Annotated in this window: 16 protein-coding genes; 12 read left to right on the top strand and 4 right to left on the bottom strand. The window is 77.5% G+C overall.

Features of this window, described 5'->3' with window-relative positions:
* Positions 1-129 precede the first annotated feature (129 nt).
* On the top strand, positions 130-1,059 hold the full coding sequence (locus EDC03_RS10525; RefSeq protein WP_123380208.1) for a glycosyltransferase family 2 protein: 930 nt from the start codon (positions 130-132) through the stop codon (positions 1,057-1,059).
* An 85-nt stretch (positions 1,060-1,144) separates the two neighbouring features.
* Here EDC03_RS10525 and EDC03_RS10520 read toward each other — a convergent pair whose 3' ends face one another.
* The 3 genes from EDC03_RS10520 to EDC03_RS10510 all read right to left on the bottom strand — a co-directional run bounded on the left by EDC03_RS10520 (position 1,145) and on the right by EDC03_RS10510 (position 5,829).
* Positions 1,145-2,746: a SpoIIE family protein phosphatase gene (locus EDC03_RS10520; protein WP_123380207.1), complete on the bottom strand. Its 1,602-nt coding sequence runs from the start codon at positions 2,744-2,746 to the stop codon at positions 1,145-1,147.
* 91 nt (positions 2,747-2,837) lie between these two features.
* On the bottom strand, positions 2,838-4,130 hold the full coding sequence (nhaA, locus tag EDC03_RS10515) for a Na+/H+ antiporter NhaA (RefSeq protein WP_123380384.1): 1,293 nt from the start codon (positions 4,128-4,130) through the stop codon (positions 2,838-2,840).
* Positions 4,131-4,275: 145 nt separating this feature from the next.
* Complete coding sequence (locus EDC03_RS10510; protein WP_158674269.1) at positions 4,276-5,829, bottom strand: carboxylesterase/lipase family protein; 1,554 nt, start codon at positions 5,827-5,829, stop codon at positions 4,276-4,278.
* A gap of 111 nt (positions 5,830-5,940) precedes the next feature.
* On the opposite strand from EDC03_RS10510, the gene EDC03_RS10505 reads away from it, so the two are divergent.
* Together EDC03_RS10505 and EDC03_RS10500 are read left to right on the top strand one after the other, a co-directional pair.
* Positions 5,941-7,272, top strand: coding sequence for a DUF3500 domain-containing protein (locus tag EDC03_RS10505; RefSeq protein WP_123380205.1), 1,332 nt, complete (start codon positions 5,941-5,943; stop codon positions 7,270-7,272).
* A 153-nt stretch (positions 7,273-7,425) separates the two neighbouring features.
* A complete protein-coding gene (locus EDC03_RS10500) occupies positions 7,426-7,830 on the top strand; it encodes a DUF3817 domain-containing protein (protein ID WP_123380204.1) in 405 nt (134 codons plus the stop codon).
* Positions 7,831-7,897: 67 nt separating this feature from the next.
* On the opposite strand, the gene EDC03_RS10495 is transcribed toward EDC03_RS10500, so the two are convergent.
* The gene (locus EDC03_RS10495; protein WP_422393821.1) at positions 7,898-9,652 is read right to left on the bottom strand and encodes a DEAD/DEAH box helicase; all 1,755 of its coding nucleotides are present in this window, start codon (positions 9,650-9,652) and stop codon (positions 7,898-7,900) included.
* 377 nt (positions 9,653-10,029) lie between these two features.
* Between EDC03_RS10495 and EDC03_RS10490 the strand changes: the two genes are divergently transcribed.
* The 9 genes from EDC03_RS10490 (at position 10,030) to EDC03_RS10450 (ending at position 16,387) form a co-directional block, all read left to right on the top strand.
* A complete protein-coding gene (locus tag EDC03_RS10490; protein WP_148058056.1) occupies positions 10,030-10,509 on the top strand; it encodes a hypothetical protein in 480 nt (159 codons plus the stop codon).
* Positions 10,506-10,712, top strand: a complete 207-nt coding sequence (locus tag EDC03_RS10485; protein ID WP_123380201.1) for a hypothetical protein — start codon at positions 10,506-10,508, stop codon at positions 10,710-10,712. The genes EDC03_RS10490 and EDC03_RS10485 overlap by 4 nt, the downstream gene beginning before the upstream one ends.
* A 223-nt stretch (positions 10,713-10,935) precedes the next feature.
* Positions 10,936-11,637 (top strand): dienelactone hydrolase family protein, encoded by a 702-nt coding sequence (locus tag EDC03_RS10480; protein ID WP_123380200.1) that lies wholly within the window; start codon positions 10,936-10,938, stop codon positions 11,635-11,637.
* Between the two features lie 79 nt (positions 11,638-11,716).
* Positions 11,717-12,916 (top strand): 5'-3' exonuclease, encoded by a 1,200-nt coding sequence (locus EDC03_RS10475; protein ID WP_123380199.1) that lies wholly within the window; start codon positions 11,717-11,719, stop codon positions 12,914-12,916.
* Between the two features lie 86 nt (positions 12,917-13,002).
* Positions 13,003-13,437, top strand: a complete 435-nt coding sequence (locus EDC03_RS10470; protein ID WP_123380198.1) for a hypothetical protein — start codon at positions 13,003-13,005, stop codon at positions 13,435-13,437.
* 148 nt (positions 13,438-13,585) lie between these two features.
* Entirely contained in the window at positions 13,586-14,254 is a 669-nt protein-coding gene (locus EDC03_RS10465) for a hypothetical protein (RefSeq protein ID WP_123380197.1), read from the top strand.
* Positions 14,251-14,622 carry a transcriptional regulator gene (locus tag EDC03_RS10460; protein WP_123380196.1) on the top strand — a complete coding sequence of 124 codons (372 nt, stop codon included), beginning with the start codon at positions 14,251-14,253 and terminating at the stop codon, positions 14,620-14,622. Before EDC03_RS10465 ends, EDC03_RS10460 begins: the two co-directional genes overlap by 4 nt.
* On the top strand, positions 14,619-15,590 hold the full coding sequence (locus EDC03_RS10455) for an ABC transporter ATP-binding protein (RefSeq protein WP_123380195.1): 972 nt from the start codon (positions 14,619-14,621) through the stop codon (positions 15,588-15,590). Before EDC03_RS10460 ends, EDC03_RS10455 begins: the two co-directional genes overlap by 4 nt.
* Complete coding sequence (locus EDC03_RS10450) at positions 15,587-16,387, top strand: ABC transporter permease (RefSeq protein ID WP_199720151.1); 801 nt, start codon at positions 15,587-15,589, stop codon at positions 16,385-16,387. Before EDC03_RS10455 ends, EDC03_RS10450 begins: the two co-directional genes overlap by 4 nt.
* The last annotated feature ends 168 nt before the right edge of the window (positions 16,388-16,555 follow it).

The following is a 16,555-nucleotide window of genomic DNA, read 5'->3' as shown; positions in this document are numbered from 1 at the left end:
TAGCCCGCGACGGGGCGACCGCGACCCCCCGGTGGCGAACTGTGACCACGTGTGCACCCGACGGCTGCCGCCCGTCCACCCGCCGTCCCCCGGGGCCGCGCCCGGAGGCGCTGGCTAGGGTCGACGCCCGTGCTCACCGCGCGGCCGTCGGCCGACCCGAGGCTCGCCGTCGTCGTCATCACGCACCGCCGCCGCGAGGAGGTCCTGCGCTGCCTCGAGCGGCTGCGGGACGCCCCCGAGCGGCCCGCCGTCGCCGTCGTCGACAACGGCTCGGACGACGGGACGGCCGAGGCCGTGGCGCGGGAGCACCCCTGGGCGTTGCTCGTCGCGCTGCCCGAGAACCTCGGCGCGCTGGGCCGCGACGCGGGCGTCGCGGCGCTGGAGCGCGGCCCGGGCCCCGCGCCGGAGTTCGTGGCCTTCTGCGACGACGACACCTGGTGGGAGCCGGGCTCCCTCGCGCTCGCGGCCGACGTCCTCGCCGCCCACCCGGCCCTGGCCTGCGTGACCGCGCGCATCCTCGTCGAGCCCGGCGCCCGCGAGGACGCGATCGTCGCCGAGCTGCGCGACTCCCCCGTCGAGGGGCCCGCGTGGCTGCCCGGGCCGGCGCTCGGCAGCTTCCTCGCGGGTGCGTCGGTGGTGCGCCGCAGCGCCTTCCGCGAGGTCGGCGGCTTCTCGCGCCGGCTCTGGCTCGGCGGCGAGGAGGAGCTCATGGCGTCCGACCTCGCGGCGGCCGGCTGGGAGCTCTGCTACCTGCCCGACCTCGTCGTCCACCACCAGCCCTCGCCCGCCCGGGAGCGGCTGCGCCGTCGCCGTGACGGCGTCCGCAACACGCTGTGGTTCACCTGGTTGCGGCGCCCGCTGCCGGCGGCCGCCCGCCGGACGCGGCACCTGCTCGGCAGCATCCCCCGCGACCGCACCAGCGCCCAGGGCGTGCGCGCGGCCCTCGCCGGCCTCCCCTGGGTCGTCCGCGAGCGCCGGGTCCTCCCGCCCTACGCCGAGGCCCGCTTCCTCGCCCTCGAGGACGCCCAGCGCCGGTCGACGGCCCGCCACTACGGCTGACCCCGCCACCCGCCCCGGCCGCCGGTGAGGGGCGCGGGCGGTGACGAGTCGGCGGTGAGGGGCCGGCGTGGAGGGGCGGCCGGGGTCAGGCGCCGCGGCGGCGGCAGCGGACGGCGAGGAGCGCCACGTCGTCGTCGACCTCGGCGCCCACCTGCTGCAGGAGGGCGTCGCACAGCTCCTCGGCGTCCGCGCCGGCGGCCACGAGCGCCGCCGTCGCCTCGCGCACCCAGGTCATCCCGTCGGACAGGTGCGCGTCCCGCCGCTCCACGAGGCCGTCGGTGTAGAGCAGCAGCGTCGAGCCGGGCGGCATCAGCACCTCGTGGTCGCGCCGCGACGCCTCGACGCCCAGCCCGAGCAGGAGGTCGCTGCGCCGCGTCAGCAGCTCCGCCCGGCCGTCGGGGTGGACGAGGACCGGCGGGGGGTGGCCGGCGTTGGACCAGCGCAGCAGGTGCGCGCCGTCGCGGGCGCCGTCGACGGGCTCCACCCGGGCCAGGACCCCGGTGGCGAGCGCGCCGACGCGGAGGTCGCCCATCGCGCGGTCGAGCGCCGTCAGCACGAGGGCGGGCGGCTCCGCGAGGGCGTGCCCGACGCCCCGCAGCACGTTGCGCACCTGCGCCATCGCGACGGCGGCCCCGGCGTCGTGGCCGCTGACGTCCCCGACGACGACGCACGTGCCCCCGTCGGCCGCGACGAAGGCGTCGTACCAGTCGCCGCCGACCCGCAGGTCCGACCCGGCCGGCTGGTACCGCGCGGCGAGCTGGAGGCCCGCCGGCTGCGGGAGCTCCCCGAGCAGGTCGCGCTGGAGCGCCTCCGACATCGAGCGCGCCAGCGCTCCCGACTCCCGCTCGGCGGTGTGCGCCCGCGCCCGCTCGAGGGCGGTCCCGAGGACGCCCGCGACGAGCACGAGGAACTCGAGGTAGACCCCGTCCGCGGGCACCTCGTCGTGGAGGCCGACGACGAGCACCGGGCGCTCCGGGCGGGGCGCCGCGCCCGGCAGCCGGACGAGGGCCCGCGTGCGGCCGGCCGCCGTCGTGCCGCCGAGGACGACGTCCCGCCCCGCGGGCATGCCCCCGGCGACCGCGGGCAGGAGGTCGACCTCCGGGAGGTCCAGCGCCGCGGCGCGCAGCAGCGGCAGGGCCTCCTCCCCGAGGAGGTCGGGGTCCTCGAGGTCGGTGAGCCGCTCGCTGAGGCGCGCCAGGAGCTCGAGGCGCCGGCGGTCGACGACCTGGTGCGTCGTCTCGGCGGTGATGTCGAGGACGCCGACGACGCGCCCCTCGTCGTCCCGGACCGGCGAGTAGCCGAAGGTGAAGAAGCGCTCGAGGACCTTGCCGCCCGGCCCCGCGAGCGGCATCCGGACGTCCTCGGCCCACGTGGGCCCCTCGTCGGCGAGGACGCCGCGGAGCATCGGCTCGATGTCGGCCCACGCCTCGGGGAAGACGTCGACGCAGCGGCGCCCGAGGGCGTCGGGGTGCTTCTCGCCGATCGTCTCCGCGTAGGGCTCGTTGTAGACGAGGACGAGGTCGTCGCCCCACAGCAGCGTCGCAGGGAAGCGGGTCGTGAGGACGAGACCGACGGCGTGACGCAGGGCCTGGTCCCAGCCCGACGGCGGGCCGAGCGGGGTGGACGCCCAGTCCACCGACTCGTACAGGGCCATGAGCGGCCCGGCGTCGGCGTAGGGCTCTCTCACCCCGCGATCTTAGGTGGGCGCGACGGACCTCCACGCACCCGGCGCGGGGAGACGCCGGTCACGCCCCGCGCCCGGTCGCGAGGGGCGGCCGTCAGAGCTGCGCGCGGGTCTCGAGGACGGGGTCGTCGCGCAGCGCGCGACGCTGCAGCGTGAGGACCACCGACGCGAGCACCGCCGAGATGAGCGAGCCCACGAGCACGGCGACCTTGGCGCCGTCCTGCATCTCGCCGGGCTCGAACGCCAGCTCGCTGATGAGCAGCGAGACGGTGAAGCCGATACCGGCGAGCAGCGAGACGCCGAGGAGGTGGGACGGGCGGAGCCCCTGGGGGATCTCCAACGGCGTCAGGCGGGCCACGAGCGTGGTGACGACCATGATGCCGAACACCTTGCCCACCACGAGGCCGAGGACGACGGCGAGGGCGACGGGCTGGCCCAGCACGCTGCCGAGACCGCCCGCGTCGACGACGGAGACGCCGGCGGCGAAGAAGGCGAAGACGGGCAGCGCCAGGCCGGCCGACCAGGGCCGCACCGCGTGCTCGTAGCGCTCGGAGGGCGACAGCGCCTCGCCGCGGCGGGCGACGGCGGGCACGGTGAAGCCGAGGACGACACCCGCGACGGTGGCGTGGACGCCCGACTCGTGCACCATCGCCCAGGCCACGACGGCGGCGGCGGCCATGACGACGAGGACGACCACCCGCGTCGCACCGCTCACGGGCCGCAGCCGCGCCAGCACCGCGAAGAGCAGGACGAGCGGCAGCGCCGCCAGCAGCCACAGGACGGCGAGGTCCGCGGTGTAGAAGATCGCGATGATGGTGATGGCGAGCAGGTCGTCGACGACGGCCAGCGTCAGCAGGAAGGTCCGCAGGCCCACCGGCAGGCCCTTGCCGACGACGGCCAGCACGGCCACCGCGAAGGCGATGTCCGTCGCGGTGGGCACGGCCCACCCGTGCAGGGCGTCGACGCCCGACACGAGGACGACCACCGTGTAGATCGCGGCCGGCAGCGCCATCCCGCCCACGGCGGCGATGGCCGGCACCGCCGCCGTCTTGGGGTCGCGCAGGGTCCCCGCGACGATCTCGCGCTTGAGCTCGAGCCCGACGACGAAGAAGAAGACGGCGAGGAGCCCGTCGGCCGCCCACGTGGCCAGGGACAGGTCGAGGTGCAGCGACGCCGGCCCGACGACCGTCTCGGCGATGCCCGCGTACGTCCCCCGCCACGGCGAGTTGGCCCACACGAGCGCGACGGCGGCACCGGCGAGGAGGAGGAGGCCGCCGAGCCGCTCGCCGGACAGGACGTCGGAGAGGCTGTGGCGCCCACCGGGCAACGGGTGGTGACCCAGGCTGCTCCCCCCGGGGGGGCCCGGGGTCGGGTCGGTGGGGCTCATGGGCGTGGTCACGGCGGGCTGACCTCCGGGGTCGACGACGGGAGTGCCGACCAGACTTCCCGGCTCACCGCCGCGGCGACCGCGGGCGGTCCCAGCGTACGGCCGCGCGGAGGCGCCCCGCGACGGCGACGGGGCGCCGCGGCGCTCACCGCACGAGCACGTCCCTCCCCCGCCACACCTCCCGCTGGGCGCCCTCGGGGTCGTCGACGACGCGGTCGACGTCGTCGAGCACGAGCGTGGCGCGGCGCTCCTCGTCGTACCGCGGCCAGGCCCCGAGCGCGGGGTCCGGCGTGCCGTGGGCGACGAAGTGCAGCCAGTGCCGCTGCAGGCGGTCGGCGAGGGCCGCGAGGGTCCCGTCGCGGTCCAGCCGCCGCAGCGCCCTCCCGGCCGCGCTCGGCCACAGCAGGTGCAGCTCGAGGCCGTGCGTGGCGCCGAGGCCGAGGACGGCGGTGCCGCGGTCGAGGCGGTAGCGGTACACCGGCGCCCGACGGGCGTGCGCGTCGCTGTGGTGGACGCTCGGCATCGTGAAGACGAGGTGGCTGCCGAGGTCGGTGAGGCCGCGCTCGTCCCGCGGGTAGGCGGGGAGCACCTGCTCGACGACCTCGGGGCCGGCGGCCGCCTCCAGGGCGGCCACGAGCCGGGCCCGCGTCTCCGGCAGGACGTCGCGGGCGACGGTCCGGAAGAGCGTGTGCTCGTCGCGGTTGGTGCCCGCGAGCAGCGGCACGGGCGGCACGTCCGCCGCGTGGGCGTCCGGCAGCGACGCCGGCAGGAGGTCGTCGTCGAACCACGGCCGGGTCGTCAGCCCCTGCGCCCGGGTGGCGGACAGCGCCTGCCCCACCGCCAGCACCTCCCGGGTCGACGCCCGCCAGAGGCCCTCCGGCTCCTCCCGGCTCACGCCGAGCCGCGAGCACAGGTCCCGGGCCAGGCGGGCGGCGTCCTCCCGGTCGGTCGCGATGGTGAGCGCGCCGCTCTGGCAGACCGCCTGCGCGAAGAGGCCTCTCGCGGCGGGGCTCGTCATGAGCAGCGCGACCGCCGCCGAGCCGGCCGACTCCCCCGCCAGCGTCACCCGTGCCGGGTCGCCCCCGAAGGCCTCCACCTCGTCCCGCACCCACTCCAGCGCCCGGACGACGTCGCGCAGGCCCGGGTTGCTGGGGACGCGGTCGGGGTCGACCCCGAGACCGCCCGGCCGGGTGCGAGCGACGACGTCGCCGACGTCGACGAAGCCGAGGACGCCGAGCCGGTACCCCACGCAGACCACGACGACGTCGCCCCGGGCCGCGAGCCCTGCGCCGTCGTAGGCGCCGGGGCTGCCGCTGGAGAAGGCGCCGCCGTGGACCCAGACGAGGACGGGCCGACGCCGGCCGTCGGCGGCGGCGCCGGCCGGCGCGTGGACGTCGACGGTGAGGCAGTCCTCGGTCCGGCGGCCCGTGGTCCCCAGCGCCAGGCCGATCGGGCCGGGCACGACGGGGACCACCTGGGCGCTCGCCGGGCCGGGGCGCGTGGCGTCGCGCACGCCCGTCCACGGCTCGTGCGGCCGGGCGGGCCCGAAGCGGTGCGCGCCCAGCGGCGGGCGGGCGTAGGGCACGCCGCGCCAGGAGTCGGCCTCGCCGTGGGGGGTGCTGCGACGGACGCCGCGGACGGCCCCGGTCGGCGGCGACGCGACGGGGGCGGCGTCGGGGGCGGTCGCGGTGCTGCTCACGCGGCCACTGTGGGCCGCCCCGGGCCGGCCCACCAGCGGGCGGCGACGACTCGTCGACCTCTCATGGGGACCGCACAGGAGCCGCACAACGACGGCGCCGAGGGTCCGGCCATGACCTCGAACCGTCTCTCGCCCAGCGCCCTCGCCTCCCGCGGCCGCCGCCGCCTGTCCACCGCCGTCACGTCGCTCGCCCTCGTCGGCACGCTCGTGCTCGGCGGGTGCGCCGCCACGACGACGGACACGTCGTCGGCCGGCACGACCTCCACCACGACGACGTCCGCCACGACCGACGCGACCACCGCCTCGGCGATCGACACGACCGCCGCCGGCACCACCGACGCCACGACGACCGCCGGCACCATCAGCGACACCGCGGCCGCTGCCCAGGCCTTCCTCGCGACGCTCACCGACGAGCAGCGGGAGCAGGTGCTCTACGCCTACGACGACGAGACGAAGTCCACGTCGTGGTCGAACTTCCCCGTCACCTTCGTCGAGCGCGCCGGGCTGGACCTCACGGACCTGACCGCGGAGCAGCAGGCGGCCGCGATGGCAGTCGTCGAGGCGCTGCTGTCCGAGGAGGGCTACGCGACGGTCACCGGGATCATGGGCGGCGACCAGTACCTGGCGGACGAGTCCAGCAGCACCGAGGAGAGCCTCGGCCAGTACTACATCGCCTTCTTCGGCGACCCCTCCGACACCTCGGCCTTCACCGTCCAGGTCGGCGGCCACCACCTCGGGATCAACGCCACCCTCGACGGCACCGCCGACGCCATCACCTTCGCGCCCACCCACCTGGGCGTCCAGCCGGCGGTCTACACCGACGCCGATGGCGACGAGGTCCAGCCCTTCGACGGCATCTACACCGACGCTTTCGCCTTCTTCGACTCCCTCACCGCCGAGCAGCAGGCGACGCTCACCTCCGGCGAGGTCACCTCCTGCGCCCCCGGTGACACCTGCGACTTCGCCACCGGCACCGGGCTGACGGGCGCCGACCTCACCGACGAGCAGCGGGAGCTGCTGCTGCAGCTCGTCGCGAGCTGGGCGGGCATGGCCGACGAGGAGACCACGGCGACCGCCCTGGCCGAGATCGAGGCCACCCTCGACGACACCGTCGTCGCCTGGTCCGGCGAGACGACCTACGACATGTCCAGCGGCGACGGGATCAGCTTCTCGATCTCGGGGCCGGACGTGTACGTCTCGTTCCAGGCCCAGCAGGGCTCCGCCGGCGCCGACGTCGACGGCGTCACGACCTCCGGGTGGGGCCACGTCCACACCATCTACCGCGACCCGACGGACGACTACGCGGGCAGCGTCACGCAGCAGGCGGCGACGTCCGGCCCGGGGGCGGGCGGCGGCGCCACCGCCGGCGGCCCCGGCGACGGCGGCACGCCGCCGAGCGGCGCCCCGGAGGAGACCTCCGCCGACGCCACCGCGGCGGCCTGACCCGCCGGCGCCGCGCACCGACCTGCACAGGTCCACGTGCTCGGGCGTCGTCCCAGGTCACGACGTCGGCGGCAGGCCTCACCCGGACGTGTGCAGGTCGGTCGGCGCGTCTGCCCCGTCCGGGCGCACCCGGGCGGCTGGGACGATGGGGGCATGGCCCGTCCCACCAGCGCTGCCCGACCGACCACCTCACGCGGGGCCCGGCTCGTCGCCCGTCTGCGCCGCCCGCCCGCCTCCCCCCTCGTCCGCGCCCGGGTGCGGACGGCCTTCCGCGTCCTCGCCGTCGTCGAGGCGCTGACGTGGGCCGGGCTGCTCGCCGGCATGACGTGGCACTACCTCCTGGGCCACGGCCGCGGCGGGATCGAGGTGTTCGGCGCCCTCCACGGGGCGGCCTTCGTCGCCTACGGCACGGTCGCGCTGCTCACGTGGTGGGTGCAGCAGTGGCGGCCGGTCGTGGGCCTGCTGTCCCTCGCGGCGGCGGTCCCGCCCTTCGGGACCATCGCCTTCGAGGTGTGGGCGCAGCGCCGCGGGCACCTCGACGACCGCACCCCCGCCTGACCCGCCGGACGACGAAGGCCCCCACCCGCCGGAGCGGGTGGGGGCCTTCGTCGTCACGGGCGGGAGGTCAGCGGCCCTCGTCGTCCCGGTCGCGGCGGACCATGGCGCGACGGCCCTTGATGGTGCTGCCGCGCAGGGCGCTCACGACGTCGTCGGCGGCGCGCTCGGGCACCTCGACGAGCGAGAAGCGCTCGGTGATCTCGATGGCGCCGATGTCGCGGCCCGCGACCGACGTCTCGTTGGCGATGGCGCCGACGAGGTCGCCGGGACGGACGCCGGCGCGGCGGCCGACGCCGACGAAGAGCCGGACGTTGCCGGCGGCGGCACCGGAGCGCGGCGGGCGACCGCCACGGGCGGCCGCGCCGCCCCGGGGGCCGACGGGCCCGCGGCCGTCCCGGCTGTCCCGCCCGGGCCCGGAGCGCAGGCCGGCGCTCGGCGCGGGGATCTCCTGGTCGTCCGTGGCGCCGCGCGCGTCGTGCGCCAGACGCAGCGCGGCGAGCGCGACGTCGACGGCGTCGTGGTCGGCCAGCAGCGCGTCGAGCACGCCGCGGACGTCCTCGAGGTCGTCCCGGACGCCGGCGAGGGCGGCCGAGACGAGGCCGCGCGTCGTCTCGAGGCGCGAGGCGCGGAGGTCCGCGACGGTCGGGAGCGGGAGCACCGGCAGCGGGGTGCCGGTGAGGCGCTCGATGACCGAGAGCTGACGACGCTCGCGGGGCTCGGCCAGCGTGAGGGCGACGCCCTCGCGGCCGGCGCGACCGACGCGGCCGATGCGGTGGACGTAGGCCTCCGCCGCCGAGGGGACGTCGAAGTTCACGACGTGGGTGAGCACGTCGACGTCGAGGCCCCGGGCGGCGACGTCGGTGGCGACGAGGAGCTGCGTGGCGCCGGCCCGGAGGCGGCTCACGACCTTGTCGCGCTGCTCCTGGCTCATGCCGCCGTGGAGGCCCTCGGCCCGGTAGCCACGGGTGCCGAGCCGCTCGGTGACGGTGTCGACCTCCTCGCGGGTGCGGCAGAAGACGATGGCCGCCGTCGGCTGCTCGAGGTCGAGGATGCGGCCGAGCGCGGCGACCTTGTGCGGGCGGCCGACGAGGTACGCCGTCTGGCGGACGAGCGGCTGCTCGCCCTGCGAGGGCGCGGCGCGACGGATGCTGATGCGGACGGGCTCGCGCTGGTGGCGGCGGGCGATGCGGTCGATGCGCGGCGGCATCGTCGCCGAGAAGAGGACCGTCTGACGCTCGGACGGCGCGGCGGCGAGGATCTCCTCGATGTCCTCCGCGAAGCCCATGTCGAGCATCTCGTCGGCCTCGTCGAGGACGACGGTGCGCAGCCCGTCGAGGGGCAGCGTGCCGCGGCCGATGTGGTCGAGCGCGCGGCCCGGGGTGGCGACGACGACGTCGACGCCCCGCTCGAGCTCGCGGAGCTGCTTGCCGATCGGCGTGCCGCCGTAGACGGCGAGGACGCGGGCGCCCAGGTGCTTGCCGTAGGTGGCGACGGCCTCGGAGACCTGGAGCGCGAGCTCGCGGGTCGGGACGAGGACGAGGCCGACGGGGCGGCGGCCGCCGCCCGTGGGCACCTGCTCGAGCAGCGGCAGCGCGAAGGCCGCCGTCTTGCCCGTGCCGGTCGCGGCCTGGCCGAGCAGGTCGGCGCCGGTCAGCAGGGCCGGGATCGACTCGGCCTGGATGGGGGTGGGCTCCTCGTAGCCGAGGCCGTCGAGGGCGCGGAGCACCTCGGCGCGCAGGCCGAGGTCGGCGAAGGTGACGCCGGGGGTGTCGTCCGTCGCGGCGTCGGACGGGACGTCCTCGCGGCGGGACTGGGAGGGCAGGGTGCGCTCGTCGTCGCGCTCGTCGTGGACGGGGCGGTCGAGGGCAGGGGCGGTCACGGGATGGGTCTCCTCGGAGGTCGTCAGGTCGCCGCCGTCGACGGGACGCCGTCGGCGGCACGGAGGAGACCTGGCGGCCGTGGAACCCTGTGGAGACCTCTCGCCCTGCGTGCGTGCACCGCTGGTCTCGCGGCGGCACCTGGCTCTCGGTCTGACTTTGGACCCGCTCCGGGCGCAGCAGCGCCCGTCCTCCGGGTACGTCAAGTGTCCACCATCGCGGGGCATTCCCCGACCACCCGCCCGGACGCGGCCCGGGGGACCTGCTCGGGGACCTGCTCGGGGCCCTGCCGACGCCCCCGCGCTGTGGTGGGGTGGCGCGCGTGAGCAGCCCGGAGCCCGCCCCTCCCCCGCCACCGGTGCGCCTCGTCCAGCCGCGCGGCGTGCGGGTGGCGCTCGTCGTCTTCGCCGTCGTGTGGGCCGCCTTCGTCGGCGTGGGCCTGCTCCTGCCGGGCCTGGCCGGCGACCCGCTGCGCCTCGTCGCGGGCGTGCTGCTGCTCCTGGCCGGCTGGTTCGTCTCCTGGCGGCAGGCGACGACGTCGGTCGTGTCCGACGGCGACGACCTCGTCGTGCGCGGCGACTGGCGGACGGTGCGGCTGCCCCGCGCCGCACTGGCCGACGTCCGCGCCGAGGGCGGCCCCCGTCCGGCGCGCAGCACCGCCGCCCGCGAGCTCGTCGCGGTCCTGCGCGACGGGTCGCGCGTCGTCCTCGCCGTGACCGGCGTCATGGGGGTCGCGGTGGTCGCGCCCGAGCAGCGCGAGGCCGACCTCGCCGCGGTGCGCCGCTGGGCCGGCCTGCCGTGAGCGACGACGGCCGCCCCCGGGCCCGCGCCCTGCCGCCGCGGCACCGGCTGCTGCTGGCGGGAGCCGCGGTGGTCGCCGGGCTGCTCGCGCTCGTCACCGTGTGGACGGCGTCGGGGCGGCCCTCGGTCGCCGGGGCCGTGCTGGTCGGCCTGGGGGTGGTGACCGGCGTCGCGGCCCGCCGCGACCTGCGCCGGCGCCCCTGACGACCTGGCTCCGGAAGGCGAAGTCGACGTCGACTTCGCGTTGTGAGGGTCCCCCGACGTGAAGTCGACGTCGACTTCGCGTCCGGAGACCTCGGGGACGTGGAACAGGCGTCGGCTTCGCCTGGGGACGGCCTGACGCGCGAGGTCTGCGTCCCCCCGCAGCAGGAGCGCGTCGCAGCGGCCGCCTCGTGCGGCGCCCCCGGCCCGCGCCTACCGTCGCCGGATGAGCGAGACGCCGCGCCAGAACACGTCCTTCCCCCGCCCCGACGGGGGCACCGGCCACGGCTACCTCGAGCTGCCGCCGTCCGGCCGGGGACCCGCCCTCGTCGTCGTGCAGGAGTGGTGGGGCCTCACCGAGCACGTCGAGGACCTCGTGCGCCGCTTCGCCGCGGACGGCTTCGTCGCGCTGGCGCCGGACCTCTACGGGGGCCGGACGACGCACGACGGCGAGGAGGCGGCCCGGCTCATGCAGGAGCTGCCGGTCGAGCGCGCCGCCGCGGACCTCGCGGGCGCCGTCGACCTGCTGCTCGGGCACGAGGCCGTGACGTCGTCGACGGTCGGCGTCGCCGGCTTCTGCATGGGCGGCGCCTTCGCGCTCACCCTCGCCGCCCAGCAGGGCGACCGCGTGGGCGCCGTGACGCCCTTCTACGGCCTGCCGGACGTCGACGCGACGCCCTGGCGGGACGTCACCGCCGCGGTCCAGGGCCACTACGCCCGCCGCGACCGCATCGACCTGGGCGTCGTCCACGACGCCTTCGGGCGGATGCGCGGCGTCGGCGGACGGCCGGCGGACCGCCCGGTGGAGCTGCACGTCTACGACGCGGCGCACGCCTTCGTCAACGACGGCGGCCCGGCCTACGACCCGGCGGCCGCCGCGACGGCGTGGGCGCGGGCCACGTCCTTCCTGCGGGCGCACGTGCGCTGACCGGCGGGCCGGGAGCCGCGCCGCGCCCCACCGGCGGGGCGGCTCCCGCACCGGCGCCCGGAGGAGGCACCCTGGTGCCGTGAGCACCGCGACCGCGCACCGCCCCGGCACCGACGCCGGCGCGCCGGTGCCCGAGGACGCGCCGCTGCTGCTCGCCGTCGACGGCAACAGCCTGCTGCACCGGGCCCACCACGCCCACGAGGCCGGCCAGCACCGCGACGCCGCCGGCCGGCCGGTCTGGGCGCTGCGCGGTGTCGTCAGCCTCATCGCCTCCGCCGCAGCGCGTCTCGGCCCCGACGCGCTCGTCGTCGGGTTCGACTGCAGCGACCGCAACGAGCGCCGCGTGGCCCACCCCGCCTACAAGGCGCACCGTCCGGAGAAGCACCCGGACCTGCGGGCCCAGCTCGACGACGCCCCGGCCCTCCTCGCCGAGGCGGGCCTGCCCGTCGTCGTCGCCGAGGGGCATGAGGCCGACGACGTCCTCGCCTCCGCGGCCGCGCTGGCCCGCCGCAACGGCTGGCGCTGCACGGCCGTGACGAGCGACCGGGACGCCTTCGCCCTCGTCGACGCGTCGACGTCGGTCCTCCGGGTCATCGCCGGCGGCATCGGCGCCTCCCCCGTCCTCACCGCCCGGACGGTGCCGCTCGTCACCGGCGTGCGGCCCGAGCAGTACCGCTGCCTCGCGGCCCTGCGCGGCGACACCTCGGACAACCTGCCGGGCGTCACGGGGATCGGGGCCAAGACGGCCGCCCGGCTCCTCGCCGCCTTCGACTCGACCGACGCCGTCTTCGCCGCGCTGGACGAGGGTCGCGACGACGAGGTGGCGGCGGCCGCGGGCCCGCGCGTCGCCCGCCTCCTGCGCGCGCCCGGGGCCCGTGAGGGCGTCGCCCTCAACCACCGCCTCATGACGATGCGCGACGACCTCGCGCTGCCGCCCGTCGACGACCTCCGCCTGCCCCTCGACCTCGTGCGGGTGCAGGCCGCCCTCGGCGTCCGCGACGTGCGCCTCGGCCCGTCGCTGTGGGCGCTCGTCGGCGGCTCCCCGCCCGCGGAGCACTGGGCCGCAGCCGGTCTCGCCGACGTCCCGCCGGACCTCGTCGACCTGCCGCCCGCCGACGACGAGGTGCCGCCGGAGGGCCGGCGGTGGGTGCCGGTGCGCCCGGCGCCCCCCGCCCCCGTCGAGGTCCTCGCGCCGCTCGTCCACGAGCCGATGGGCGCCAAGGGGCTGGCCAAGGTCCGCAAGGACCCGGGCGAGGACCAGCTGAGCCTCTTCGGCTGAGCCGCCGGACCCCTGCACGGACCACGGGACCGGTCCCGCCGCCCGTGCGGACCTCCCGGGCGACGGTGCGGTGCGACCCTGCGCCCGTGGACCCGGACGCCGACCGTCGCTTCCTGCGGCTCGCCGCGGCCATCACCGCCGACGCCGACCCCGAGGACGTCCCGGGGCTCGACGTCGACGTCCGGGGCCGGACCTTCGCGCACCGCACGCGGGACGCCGACGGCCGCCGGGTCGACGTGCGCGTCGCCGTGCTGCCGTCCGCGCTCGTCGTCCGCCCGGGGCTCGGGCCGATCGCCTCGGAGGCTTGGGGCGAGGAGCTGTCCGACGAGGAGGCGTGGTTCCGCTTCACCCTCGTCGCCTGGGACGAGGACCTGGCGACGACGGACGGCGTCGGCAGCGGGTGGTGGACCTTCGACGGCGGCACGGTCGTCCCGGTCCCGCCGTGGGAGGCGCGGGGGTGGACGCCGCCGCCCGAGGACCCCCTGCCACCGAGGCCCCGACGCCGCCGTCGCGGCCGCTGACTGGCGTCGAGGGTCTGCACGGGCGGCGGGATCGATCCCGCCGTCCGTGCAGAGGCTCGCCTCCTCCGCCGATCCCTTGCGCCCGCAGATCGCTCTGCGCTACAAAGCGGATGACCACTCTGCACTGCAGACCACTCTGGAGGACGCGATGAGCACCCGCCCCCACGGCCGCACCGCAGCACCGGCCACCGGCCCGGACGCCGACGACGCGGCGCTCGACCCGCGGGAGGCGCTGGCGCTGCTGGAGAGCGAGCGTGACCGCACGCAGCAGCACCTCGAGCCGGACGCCCGGCTGATCTACGGGGTGTGGGGCGTGGCCTGGCTCGTCGGCTTCCTCGCCCTGTGGAGCGCCTCGACAGGTGCCGGTCCGCTCTCCCGGCCCGTCGCCTTCGTCGTCTTCGGAGGTCTGCTGGCCGTGGCCGTCGTCGTCACGGCGGTCCACAGCATCCGACGCACGGCCGGGCTGCGCGGCGGCTCCGCCGCGGTGGGCGCGATGTACGGCTGGGCGTGGCTCCTCGGCTTCGGCGGGCTCTTCGCGGTGATGCAGGCGGCCGCCGCGGCGGGCGCGTCACCGGAGGTGCTCAACGTCCTGGGTCCGGCCCTGCCGGCCCTCGTCGTCGGGCTGCTCTACCTCGCGGGCGGGGCCCTCTGGCAGGAGCGGGTCCAGTACGCCCTCGGCGCCTGGATCATCGCCACGGGGGCCGTCGCGGCGCTCACCGGCTGGCCCACCAACGAGCTCGTGATGGCGCTGCTCGGCGGCGGCGGGTTCCTCGTCGGCGCGGTCGTCGTCGCCCTCGCGGGCCGGCGGTCGGCGTGAGCGGGCGCACCGCGGCCGAGGACGACGTCGGCACCGCCCCCGAGCTCGACACCGTCATCCACGCCCCGGCCCGTCTGCGTCTCGTCGCGGCGTTGGCGGCGCTCGAGCCCGGCGACAGCATCGCCTTCCCCCGGCTGCAGAAGCTGCAGGACCTCACGGCCGGCAACCTCGGCGCCCACCTGCGCAAGCTCGAGGACGCCGGGTACGTCGCCGTCGAGAAGACCCACCGGGGGCGCACGCCCACGACGTACGTGGCGCTGACGCCGCGCGGCCGGCAGGCGCTCGTCGACCACACCGCGGCCCTGCGCGCCCTGCTCGAGCCCGTCGTCCCGCGACCCGCCGCCCGTCCCGTCGAGGAGACCCCGTGACCGCCGAGACCGCCGGACCCCGCGACGCGGGCGACGCCCTGCTGGCCCGCGTGGTCGGCGTCACCCGCCGCTACGCCGAGGTGACGGCGCTCGACGACGTGTCGCTCGACGTCCCCGCCGGGCAGCTGCTCGGCCTGCTGGGCCCCAACGGCGCGGGGAAGTCCACGCTGCTGCAGCTGCTCTGCGGGCTGCGCCGCCCGACGTCGGGGCGCGTGGAGCTCTTCGGCCTCCCGCCGACCGAGCCCGCGGCCCGCCGCTCGCTGGGCATGACGCCGCAGGAGACGGGGCTGCCGCCGACGCTGCGCGTGGGCGAGGTCGTCGACGTCGTGGCCGGCCACTTCGCCGCGCCGATGCCGACGGGCGACCTGCTCGAGCGCTTCGGGATCGCCGACCTGCGACGCCGTCAGACCGGCGGCCTGTCCGGCGGGCAGAAGCGCCGGCTCGCCGTCGCCCTCGCCTTCGTGGGGCGGCCCCGCCTCGTGCTCCTCGACGAGCCCACCACCGGGCTCGACGTCGACGCCCGGCACGACCTGTGGGCCGCCGTCCGGGAGTACCACCGCGAGGGCGGCACCGTCGTCCTCACGAGCCACTACCTCGAGGAGGTCGAGGCCCTCGCCGAGCGCGTGGTCGTCGTCGACCGCGGGCGCGTGCTCGTCGACGGCACGCTCGACGAGGTGCGCTCGGCCGTCCCGTCGCGCCGGGTCCGGCTGCGCGCCGCCGCCCCGCCGGCCCTCGCCGGCGCGGACGTCACCCGGGTCGTCAGCGACGGCGACCGGCACGAGCTGTGGACGACCGACGCCGACGACCTCGTGCGCCGGCTCGTCCGCTCCGGCACGGATTTCCGCGACCTCGAGGTCGCCTCCGCGTCGCTGGAGGAGGCCTTCCTCGCCGTCACCGCCGGCGCGGCCGGCCCGGCGTCCCCCACCGCCGCCCCCCGCCCCGGCACCGAGAAGGAGGTGGCGCGGTGAGCAGCCTCGCCCCGGCCCGCCCCGACGGGCCCGACGCCGCCCGCACCCCGGGCGCGCTGCGCCTCGTCGCCCTCCACACGCGCGCGCAGGTCGTGGAGACGGCGCGCGTGCCCATCGCGCTCGTGGGCACGCTCGTCTTCCCCACGCTCGTGCTCCTCTTCTTCGTCGTCCCGCAGCCCTTCGCCCAGGACCCCGCCCCGGCCACCGCCGCCGTCGCGCAGATCTCCCTCTTCGCCGTCATCAGCGTGTGCCTCTTCACCTACGGCGTCGGGGTCGCGGAGGACCGCGCCCTGCCGTGGGACCCGTACCTGCGGACGCTGCCCGTCGGCGCAGGGCCCCGCCTCGCGGGCCGGCTGCTCAACGGGCTGGGCTTCGCGCTCGCGTCGCTCGTGCCGGTGGTCGGCGTCGCGTCGCTCCTCACCGCGGCGACGCTCCCGGCAGGCCGGCTCCTCCTCACCGGTGGTGCCCTCGCCCTGGCCGCCCTGCCGATGCTCGGCCTCGGGCTCGCCATCGGGTACGGCGCCTCGACGAAGGCGGCGCTCGCGCTGGCGCAGCTGCTCCTGCTGCCCCTGGCCTTCGGCGGCGGGCTGTTCCTCCCGCCGGAGCTCTTCCCGACCTGGCTCGACGCCCTCTCGACCTGGCTGCCGACCCGCGCCGGGCGCGACCTCGTCGTCGCGGCGTCGACGGGCACCGACCTCTCCACGACGGCCCTGCCCGTCCTCGCCGCCTGGACCGTGCTGACGGGCGCCCTCGCCGTCCTCGCCTACCGCCGCGACGAGGGCCGCCGCTTCCGCTGACCCGCTCCGCGCTCCCCCGCTCCCTTCCACCGCGACGTGTGGCCATGACGCGTCGTCCGCCGCCTCCGGCGGACGCACATGGCCACACGTCGCGGTGAGGGGCGCCCGGCGGGACGGCCGCTTCGTCCGGTCGCGGGCGGAAGGGCCGGAAGGGGTGGTCCGTCCCCC

It is taken from the genome of Pseudokineococcus lusitanus (assembly GCF_003751265.1).
GTDB lineage: Bacteria > Actinomycetota > Actinomycetes > Actinomycetales > Quadrisphaeraceae > Pseudokineococcus > Pseudokineococcus lusitanus.
Note: the sequence above shows the minus strand (reverse complement) of the source record. Positions and strands in the feature narration are given on the sequence as shown.

What these genes read in the sequence shown, in the direction of transcription:
- nhaA (WP_123380384.1), bottom strand. Translation starts at nt 4,130, where the DNA reads ATGAGCCCCACCGACCCGACCCCGGGCCCCCCCGGGGGGAGCAGCCTG.
- EDC03_RS10505 (WP_123380205.1), top strand. Translation starts at nt 5,941, where the DNA reads ATGACCTCGAACCGTCTCTCGCCCAGCGCCCTCGCCTCCCGCGGCCGC.
- EDC03_RS10500 (WP_123380204.1), top strand. Translation starts at nt 7,426, where the DNA reads ATGGCCCGTCCCACCAGCGCTGCCCGACCGACCACCTCACGCGGGGCC.
- EDC03_RS10480 (WP_123380200.1), top strand. Translation starts at nt 10,936, where the DNA reads ATGAGCGAGACGCCGCGCCAGAACACGTCCTTCCCCCGCCCCGACGGG.
- EDC03_RS10465 (WP_123380197.1), top strand. Translation starts at nt 13,586, where the DNA reads ATGAGCACCCGCCCCCACGGCCGCACCGCAGCACCGGCCACCGGCCCG.